Annotated in this window: 9 protein-coding genes and 1 pseudogene; 6 read left to right on the forward strand and 4 right to left on the reverse strand. The window is 69.6% G+C overall.

Annotation, left to right across the window (positions count from 1 at the left end; all coding sequences use genetic code 11):
* Positions 1-242 precede the first annotated feature (242 nt).
* The 3 genes from MJ797_RS25085 to rpmB all read left to right on the forward strand — a co-directional run bounded on the left by MJ797_RS25085 (position 243) and on the right by rpmB (position 1,136).
* Positions 243-440, forward strand: a complete 198-nt coding sequence (locus MJ797_RS25085; RefSeq protein ID WP_239341953.1) for a DUF4351 domain-containing protein — start codon at positions 243-245, stop codon at positions 438-440.
* A gap of 162 nt (positions 441-602) precedes the next feature.
* A complete protein-coding gene (locus tag MJ797_RS25090; protein WP_239341955.1) occupies positions 603-746 on the forward strand; it encodes a hypothetical protein in 144 nt (47 codons plus the stop codon).
* A gap of 201 nt (positions 747-947) precedes the next feature.
* Entirely contained in the window at positions 948-1,136 is a 189-nt protein-coding gene (gene rpmB / locus MJ797_RS25095) for a 50S ribosomal protein L28 (RefSeq protein ID WP_239310361.1), read from the forward strand.
* 117 nt (positions 1,137-1,253) lie between these two features.
* Here rpmB and thiD read toward each other — a convergent pair whose 3' ends face one another.
* Together thiD and MJ797_RS25105 are read right to left on the reverse strand one after the other, a co-directional pair.
* Complete coding sequence (gene thiD / locus MJ797_RS25100) at positions 1,254-2,066, reverse strand: bifunctional hydroxymethylpyrimidine kinase/phosphomethylpyrimidine kinase (protein ID WP_239341957.1); 813 nt, start codon at positions 2,064-2,066, stop codon at positions 1,254-1,256.
* Positions 2,067-2,097: 31 nt separating this feature from the next.
* Positions 2,098-3,099 carry a thiamine-phosphate kinase gene (locus MJ797_RS25105; protein WP_239341959.1) on the reverse strand — a complete coding sequence of 334 codons (1,002 nt, stop codon included), beginning with the start codon at positions 3,097-3,099 and terminating at the stop codon, positions 2,098-2,100.
* Between the two features lie 78 nt (positions 3,100-3,177).
* Between MJ797_RS25105 and MJ797_RS25110 the strand changes: the two genes are divergently transcribed.
* Positions 3,178-3,411, forward strand: coding sequence for an Lrp/AsnC family transcriptional regulator (locus MJ797_RS25110; RefSeq protein WP_239310346.1), 234 nt, complete (start codon positions 3,178-3,180; stop codon positions 3,409-3,411).
* 118 nt (positions 3,412-3,529) lie between these two features.
* Positions 3,530-4,012 carry a DUF3515 family protein gene (locus MJ797_RS25115; protein WP_239341961.1) on the forward strand — a complete coding sequence of 161 codons (483 nt, stop codon included), beginning with the start codon at positions 3,530-3,532 and terminating at the stop codon, positions 4,010-4,012.
* Positions 4,013-4,030: 18 nt separating this feature from the next.
* Here the strand turns inward: MJ797_RS25115 and MJ797_RS25120 are convergent, their stop codons facing one another.
* Positions 4,031-5,215: a D-alanine--D-alanine ligase family protein gene (locus MJ797_RS25120; RefSeq protein WP_239341963.1), complete on the reverse strand. Its 1,185-nt coding sequence runs from the start codon at positions 5,213-5,215 to the stop codon at positions 4,031-4,033.
* A 92-nt stretch (positions 5,216-5,307) separates the two neighbouring features.
* Entirely contained in the window at positions 5,308-6,330 is a 1,023-nt protein-coding gene (locus tag MJ797_RS25125) for an NAD(P)H-dependent glycerol-3-phosphate dehydrogenase (RefSeq protein WP_239341965.1), read from the reverse strand.
* Between the two features lie 370 nt (positions 6,331-6,700).
* Here MJ797_RS25125 and MJ797_RS25130 point away from each other — a divergent pair.
* Positions 6,701-7,111: pseudogene (locus MJ797_RS25130) on the forward strand (2-phospho-L-lactate guanylyltransferase); the annotation flags it as partial.

Below are 7,111 nucleotides of genomic sequence, written 5' to 3' on the forward strand. Positions count from 1 at the left end.
AGAGACACTCAAAGCCGAAGGCCGCGTCGAGACGCTGCTCCAGCTGCTGACCCTCAAGTTCGGTCCGCTTCCCGAACCGGTACTCGCCGCTGTGCGCGACGCCTCCACCGATCAGCTCCAGGCCTGGACCGCCCGCGTCCTGACCGCCAACAGCCTCGACCAGCTCCTCGGCTGAAACAGACACCTGCGACCAGCTACATGATCTGATGGCCGCTGTCGGTCCTGATGCGGCGGAGGCCTACATGACCATCGCGGAGACACTCAGGGCTGAGGGCCGCGTGGAGGGCCGCGTCGAGACGCTGCTCCAGCTGCTGACCCTCAAGTTCGGTCCACTTCCCGAACCGGTACTCACCGCCATCCGAGACGCCTCCACCGACCAGCTCCAGGCCTGGACCGCCCGCGTCCTGACCACCAACAGCCTCCACCAGCTCCTCGACTGACCAACAGACACACCACAAAGCCTGTTCCTTGATCTGCCGCACGTCACGAGTCGGCCATCGAGGCCACTCACGCGCCCATGAAAGTCACCGCGAAATGGTGGCGCCACGCGGTGTGACCACGCGACGATGGGCGGACCTCGCGGTCGCCAGATGGAGCACGGTGTGGAACCGCGGACTGGGCGGGAGAGCGCTTTGCTCGACGCCTACGGCGTCGACCTGGACGAGGGCCGCACCGAAGTACTACCGCTGCCGCGGGGAGGCCAGTCCCTGAGCACGAGCTTCGGACCATGCGGTCAAGGGCGGTAGCGGTAGACGTCACGGCGGTGATCGATGTCGAGAACGTGAATCTCTCAGCGATCTTCTATGATCCGGTAGTGCACACGGTTCACCGAAGGAGTCACCCCGCGGCAGACGGTCCCACCGCGTTAGCCGGACATCGGTGGGGTACCCTCGGTTGACTACCGCGCACGCGGTATGATCATTACTATCTTCCGGCGGAGTGTTCTCGTGTCTTCGGTGTGTGACGTCTGCGGCAAGGGGCCGGGCTTCGGCATGTCGGTCTCCCACTCCCACCGGCGCACGCGGCGGCGCTGGAACCCCAACATCCAGACCGTGCATGCGCTCATCGGCAAAACGCCCAAGCGTCTCAATGTGTGCACTTCCTGCATTAAGGCCGGCAAGGTCACCCGCGCTTAGTGTCGGGCGCGGGCGGCACGCTGGCTTCGTTCTCGTCGGCTTGCGTGACCTCCGGCCACGCCGCGCCTCCTGCGGCCTTGCCAGCCCACCACCCGCATCCCGCCACACAACCCCACATCAGTCACGGGCGGCAGCGTTCCGCCACCGCCAGGCGTGGTCGACCGGGCCGATGCCGGCACCGAGCGCGAAGCCGGCTGCCAGCGCACCGGTGACGTACTCCTTGGCCGCCCGCACCGCGTCGGGCACCTCCATCCCACGAGCCAGAAACGCCGTGACCGCGGACGCGAGGGTGCAGCCGGTGCCGTGCGTGTGTCGGTTGTCGTGCCGCGGCGCCCGGAGCAGGACCGTCCGCCTGCCGTCGGTGAGCAGGTCCACCGCGTCGCCGCGCAGATGACCGCCTTTCACCAGCACCCAGCGGGATCCGAGGGCGAGCATCGCCCGAGCCGCATCCGGCATGTCTTCCTCGTCGCGCACAGCGACGCCGGTGAGCAGCCTCACCTCGTCCAGATTCGGGGTCACCACGGTCGCCAGTGGCAGCAGCCGTGTCCGGACGGTCTCGACGGCCTCAGGGGCGAGCAGCGGATCGCCGTGTTTGGACACCCCGACCGGATCGACCACGACCGGGACGCCCGCATCAGCCAGATCGGTCAGCTCGGCCGCCACCGCCGCCACGATCCACGGCGACGGCAGCATCCCGGTCTTGACCGCGTCGACACCGATGTCGTCCACAACGGCCCGGATCTGCGCGGCGACGGCCTCAGCGGGCAGCTCCCACACCCCACGTACCCCCAGGGAGTTCTGCGCCGTCACCGCGGCCAGAGCGGTCATCCCGTGGACGCCGAGGGCCAACATGGTCTTCAGGTCGGCTTGGACGCCGGCACCGCCGCCGGAGTCGGATCCGGCGATCGTCAGCGCTCGAGGCGGGGCCACAAACGCCACGCTACGGCTGGACTCGGCCGGTTCAGCGGCGGAAGTGATCCCAGCCACGTGGTGTGCCCCTGGCGTCGCTGGCAGCCAAGCCGTCCAGCTGCGGGTCGCGCAGGTCCGGCGGGATGTCGTCACCGACAAGCCGCACCCCGGCCCGGGTGCTCCCGGCCGGTTCACCGGGCCGGGACGAACCGGCCGGGAGCACCCGGCCGATCACCGCCACGCCGGCCGGCACGGCCACGCCCGCCGGCAGCGTCCCGACCAGGCCATGATCCTCACCGCCGGTAAGCAGGTGCCGCACGCCGACACCGGGAACGAGTGCGCTCAGAGCGGCCACGTCCACCTCGAACACGACCCCGGACGCGGTGGCCACATGCCCGAGATCGGCGAGCAGCCCGTCGCTGACATCCACCAACGAACTCGCGCCCGCCCGTGCCAAGGCTGGCCCGGCCGCATACGGCGGCGACGGACGGCGGTGGGCGGCCACCAGCGGCCCGTCCCGCACACCGGCGAGCAGCAGGTCGAGGCCGGCCGCGGAGCGGCCCACCGTGCCGGCGAGCACGACTGATTCCCCCGGCCGCGCTCCGGCCCGTGTCAGCGGGGCACGCCCCGCCAGATCGCCCAGCGCGGTCACCGCCAGGCAGATCTCGCTCGCGCTGACCATGTCACCACCGACGACGGTCGCGCCGACCAGCGCACACTCGTCGCGCAGACCGTCGGCCACGCCATCGACGATCTCTATGGGCGTGGCCGGCGGGCAGGCCAGGCCGATCAGCAAAGCGGTGGGCGTGGCTCCCATGGCCGCCACATCCGCAAGACTCTGCGCGGCAGCCTTGCGCCCCACGTCGTACGGAGAGGACCAGTCGAAACGGAAGTGGCGCCCCTCGACCAAAAGGTCTGTGGTAGCAATCACATAACCAGAAGGCGCGGGGACCACGGCAGCGTCGTCACCGGGACCCGCGGGTGGCCCAGGTGACCGCAACCGGGTCACCACCCGGGCGATCAGAGCAAATTCCCCGGCGTCGGACACACTCACCGGAGCCGATTGCCTGTTACCTTCTGTCGGCCCGTTGTTCTGCGAGACGGGTTGTCGGCATGCGACGAGGGAGCGTCTGTGGTCCACGCGTACATCCTCATCCAAACTGAGGTTGGCAAGTCCTCCTCGGTGGCCAAGGAGATCGAACAGATCCCCGGAGTCACCCAGGCAGAAGACGTCACCGGCCCTTACGACGTGATCGTGCGCGCTGCGGCGGCCAGCGTCGATGAGCTGGGAAAACTGGTCATGTCACGGGTGCAGGCAGTCGATGGCATCACCCGGACCCTGACGTGTCCGGTGGTTCACTTCTGACCCGGCCGACGGTGGTGCGATCATGGCCCTTCGCACTGCCGGAGGCCCGAACCGGTAACCCGGGGTGGCATGGCCGACAGGCTCGGGCACCCCTGTTCGACGAACACGCACCGCTCGCATGATGGCCAGGATCTCGATCCCGGCCATCGCGCGGGCCATCGTCCTTGCCACCATGATTCTCATCACATCCTGCGCGGGATCTCCAGGTCCGGTCACGGTCAGCCTGGCGCCCAGCCCAGCCGGCGACGAACGGTCGGCCTGTCTGAAACTCATCGCGGCGCTGCCCTCCTCCCTGGGGACGGGCTTCGGCCGCCGCGAGGTCAGACCGGCGTCACCGTTCGTCGCCGCCTGGGGTTCCCCCCCCACGGTGCTGTCGTGTGGGGTCCCCGGGGTCGCCGCGGCCTACCGCCCGGACGTGACCCTCTCGGTTGTCGACGACGTCGGCTGGTTCGCCGAGGAGCGCGGTGCCAGCGTCCGCTACTCCACACCGACCAGACGTCCCCAGGTGGTGGTCATCCTGCCCGCGTCGGTGCAGGCGTTCGACGTTCTGGTCACGCTTGCCGGTCCTGTCCGCGACGCCACCAGACCGACAGTCGCCTGACCCCCGCCCACCGCGGTCTCAGCGCAGCCCGGTGCCGCGGCGCACCGCGAGTGCGATCAGCCGGTCCACCAGCGCCGGGTAGTCCAGGCCGGTCGCCCCCCACATCCGGGGGAACATCGAGGTCGGGGTGAACCCGGGCATGGTGTTGACCTCGTTGACGACAATGGAGCCGTCCGGGCACCAGAACATATCCACCCGCGCGAGGCACGCGCAGTCCAGCGCGTTGAACGCCCGCACGGAAAGATCACGGATTCTGGCCGCGGCCTCGCCGGGAATGTTCGCCGGGACGTCGAGCCGGACCGCGTCCGACAGGTACTTGGCCTCGAAGTCGTAGAACCCGGCCGAGGAGGTCACCGTCACCTCAGCCGGGACGCTCGCCTCCGGCTCGCGACCGGACAGGCTCTCCAGCACCCCGCACTCGATCTCACGGCCGGCGACGGCAGCTTCGACAAGCACTTTCGGGTCGACCGCGCGGGCGGCCTTCAACGCGGTCTCAAGCTCATCCCACGCATCCACCCGGCTGATGCCGATGCTGGAACCGCCTCGGGCCGGTTTGACGAACACGGGCAGCCCCAGCCGTTGCCGGTCGGACGCGGTGAGGGCCTGCCCCCCGCGCAACACCACGAAGGGGGCCACCGGCAGCTGCGCGGCCGCGAGCAGGGTCTTCATGTGCTGTTTGTCCATGGCCGCGGCGCTGGCGAACACTCCAGAACCGACGTAGGGCACACCAGCCATCTCCAGCAGCCCCTGCACGGTGCCGTCCTCGCCGAAAGGCCCGTGCAACAGCGGGAACACCACGTCGACCTCACCGAGCCCGATCTCGTCAAAGCCGGCCTCGTCAAGCCCGGCCCCGTCAGGGCCGACATCCCCGGATCCGTCAGGGCCGACATCCCCGGATCCGGGCCCGGTCCGCACCGGGCCGAGAGCCCGCAGGCCACCAGCGGTCGGATCGCCCGGCAGTGCCACCGGCGTCCCCGTGTGGTCGACGCTGGGCAGCGCACCGGCACGGATCTCGAGTGGCGCCGGATCGCCCGAGCCGAGCACCCACCGGCCATCCGGGGTGATACCGATGGCCACGACCTCGTAACGTCGTTGGTCCAGGGCGCTAAGCACGCTTCCGGCGGACACGCACGAGATCGCGTGTTCGGTGCTGCGCCCGCCGTAGATGACGGCGATCCGGATCCTGCGCGGGGTACCGGGCATGACCGGACCCTAACCGATCGTCGGTCACACCACCGTGCGGTCGACGTCACGGAGAAGCCCATACCGCGGCGACGGCCGCCGGCAACGGTGGTTCAGGCGATGGGTCCACGATGCTCGCGATGCTCATGGCCTGGCTCGCGGGTCATCAGCTCCTTGACCGCGTCTATCGGAGCGAGACCTTCGTAGATGACCCGCTCCACCTGCTCGGTGATCGGCATCGCCACACCCAGCGACCGGGCCAGCGCCAGGACGGGACGGCAGGAGCGGACGCCCTCGGCGACCTGGACCTGTTGGGCGTTGGCCGTGGCCAACGTCATGCCCCGGCCGAGCTTCTCACCGAAGGTGCGGTTGCGCGACAGCGGCGACGAGCAGGTAGCGACAAGATCCCCCAGGCCGGCGAGGCCGGCAAACGTCAGCGGGTCGGCGCCCATGGCCGCGCCGAGCCGGGTTGTCTCGGCAAGCCCTCGGGTGATCAGGGAGGCGACCGTGTTGGTACCGAACCCCATACCCTCGAGCATGCCGGCGGCCAGCGCGATCACGTTCTTGACAGTGCCGGCGAGCTCACAGCCGACCAGGTCGGAGTTGGTGTACGGACGAAGATAGGACGTCCAGCACACTGCCTGCAGGTCGGTGGCCGTCTGTTCACAGGCGCTCGCCACGACGGTGGCCGCTGGCTGCTCGGCAGCGATTTCGCCCGCCAGGTTCGGACCGCTGACCACCGCGATCCGCTCCGGGCCCGCGCCGGTGACCTCCCTGACGACCTCGCTCATCCGACGGCAGGACGCGATTTCGATACCTTTGATCAGACTCACGTAGACCGCGGCCGGCGGGACAAGCGGTGCCCAGCGCGTCAGGCATCCGCGCAGGGCCTGGGACGGCACCGCCAGCACGACCAGATCGACCTCGCGGAGCGCCTCCGCGGCCTCACCCGTGGCGCTGACCTGGTCAGGCAACGTGAGTCCGGGCAGATAGCGAGGGTTGACGTGCGAGTGGTTCACCGCGCGCACGATGTCAGGCTCACGCGCCAGCAGGGTAACCCCGGCGCCGGCGTCCGCGAGTACCTTGGCGAAGACCGTCCCCCAGGATCCGGCGCTCAGAACAGCTGCTCTCGTCACCCGGATCGCCTGCCAGCCGGACGTCCGCCCCCGAGTCCGCCGCGGCGCGGCTGAACCGGGCGCCGGATGGCGACGACCGTCGCCAAGGTGATCCGGGCACCGGGATGTTCAGCTGGCCTCACGTCGCAGGAGTCTCGCTCAGCTACCTGAAGCCTGTCGAGAAGGCTGCTGATCGTGTCGGATCGTGTCCGGTCCTGTCTCGGCGTTGACCGGATAATGAACAGATGGCAACCAGAATATTACTATGCGATGACAATCGCGACAGCCAGCAAGGGACGCCCGCGCCCACGGCCCGGCCGCGGCGAATGCCATAAGGTCAGGACGTGACACCCGCGCCACTCAGGACATGATGGTTGGGCCGGCCTGGGTGATGGTTGTGCCAGTCAAGCTCTTGGCCGCGGCCAAGAGCCGGCTCGCCCATCCCGAACGCGCGGCCCTCGCACTCGCGATGGCCCAGGACACCGTGGCCGCGGCCAGGGACATCGATGCCGATGTGGTGGTGGCCGTCGTCGTCGTGACCAACGACCGCACGGCGCGGGCGGGCATGGTGGGTATGGCGGACACGTCGGATACGGCCCGGGGCGCGGCGAGGAACGCCGCGAGCCAGCGCTCCACCGACGCTCGGGTGGTAGTCATCCCCGATCTGCCGGGCACCGGCCTCAACGCGGCGTTGACACACGGTGCGGCCGAGGCCGCGCGGCGCTGGCCCGACGCCGGTGTCGCGGCGATGTCCGCCGACCTCGCGGCGCTGCGCCCGGCCGAGCTGCGGGCGGCGCTGCTG

The organism is Protofrankia sp. CiP3 (assembly GCF_917627345.1).
Lineage (GTDB): Bacteria > Actinomycetota > Actinomycetes > Frankiales > Frankiaceae > Protofrankia.

Bases quoted from the DNA above. Each gene is read 5' to 3' on its own strand.
- MJ797_RS25115 (WP_239341961.1), top strand. From the start codon at position 3,530: ATGATGGCCAGGATCTCGATCCCGGCCATCGCGCGGGCCATCGTCCTT.
- MJ797_RS25120 (WP_239341963.1), bottom strand. From the start codon at position 5,215: ATGCCCGGTACCCCGCGCAGGATCCGGATCGCCGTCATCTACGGCGGG.
- MJ797_RS25085 (WP_239341953.1), top strand. From the start codon at position 243: ATGACCATCGCGGAGACACTCAGGGCTGAGGGCCGCGTGGAGGGCCGC.